The sequence below is a fragment of the Alienimonas sp. DA493 genome (assembly GCF_043951915.1).
GTDB lineage: Bacteria > Planctomycetota > Planctomycetia > Planctomycetales > Planctomycetaceae > Alienimonas.
On sequence record NZ_JBINJD010000323.1, the window covers coordinates 1 to 1221 of the forward strand.

Consider the following 1221-nt stretch of genomic DNA (forward strand, 5'->3'; position numbering starts at 1 on the left):
CGTGCGGAGTTGCCCGGCGACCGAGAAACCCGGTCCGCACAGCGGACCCTACGGGGGCGGACGCGTGAGCACTATTTCATCCCCCGCCGGCCGCGCCGCCGTGCTGAACAAGCTCCGGGCCCGCCTGAACGCCGCCCTCCGCGGCAAGCCGGAGGTGGTCGAGCGGGCGCTGGCTTGCGTGCTGGCCCGCGGACACCTGCTGATTGAGGACCGCCCCGGGCTGGGCAAGACGACGCTGGCGAAGGCGCTGGCGGACGCGCTCGGCGGGACGTTCGGCCGGGTGCAGTGCACGCCGGACCTGCTGCCCAGCGACGTGACCGGCTTCAACCTGTTCAGCGAGAAGACCCGCGAGTTCGAGTTCCGCCCCGGCCCGGTGTTCGCCGACGTGGTGCTCGCCGACGAGATCAACCGGGCCACGCCCCGCACGCAAACCGCGTTGCTGGAGGCGATGGCGGAGCGGCAGGTGACCTACGACGGCGTCCGGCGGGCGCTGAGCCCGCGGTTCTTCGTGATCGCCACCCAGAACCCCGCCGGCCAGCACGGCACCTACCCGCTGCCGGAGGCCCAGTGCGACCGGTTCGCGATGAAGCTGTCCGTCGGCTACCCGGCGCCGGAGGAGGAGGCCGGGCTGCTGGACGCGGCGGTGGGCGAACGGCTCAACCCGCCCCCGCCGGCCCCCCCCGTGACGGACGCGGCCGGGCTGGCGGCGCTGCAATCCGCGACCGCCGCGGTCGCCGTCGCCCCGCCGGTGCGGGACTACCTGCTGCGATTGGCGGCCGCGACCCGCACCCATCCGCGGGTCGAGCTGGGCGTCTCCCCCCGCGGGCTGCTGACCCTCCAGCGGGTCGCCCAGGCGTGGGCGCTGCTGAACGGGCGGGCCTTCGTCACCCCGGACGACGTGCAGGACGTCGCCCCCGCCGTGCTGGGCGTGCGGCTGGGCGTCGACGCCGACGATCCCGCCCCGCTGATCGCCGGACTCCTCGAATCCACCCCGGTCCCCGACGGGAGCGACTGACATGAACCGAACGGTGCTTAGAACCGGACAGAGAACCATATAATGAGGTCATGCGGCGTCCGCGGCGGCGTGTCGCCAGAGGCGGAAGTTGATCGCCGCCATCGCCAGCGCGTTCCACGCCTCGATCGCCTCGTCCTTGCGGTCGTACCGCACCCGCAGCCGCCGCAGGCCCTTCACCCAGCCGATCGTGCGTTCGACGACCCAGC

2 protein-coding genes are annotated in these 1221 nt (G+C 73.5%); one reads left to right on the forward strand and one right to left on the reverse strand.

Translation table 11 applies throughout. From position 1 onward, the window contains the following. The first annotated feature begins 64 nt into the window (after nucleotides 1-64). Nucleotides 65-1015, forward strand: a complete 951-nt coding sequence (locus ACG2DA_RS22775) for an AAA family ATPase (protein ID WP_395258991.1) — start codon at nucleotides 65-67, stop codon at nucleotides 1013-1015. A 48-nt stretch (nucleotides 1016-1063) separates the two neighbouring features. On the opposite strand, the gene ACG2DA_RS22780 is transcribed toward ACG2DA_RS22775, so the two are convergent. Continuing rightward, on the reverse strand, nucleotides 1064-1221 hold a 158-nt coding region (locus ACG2DA_RS22780), incomplete at its 5' end, for a transposase (RefSeq protein ID WP_395258993.1).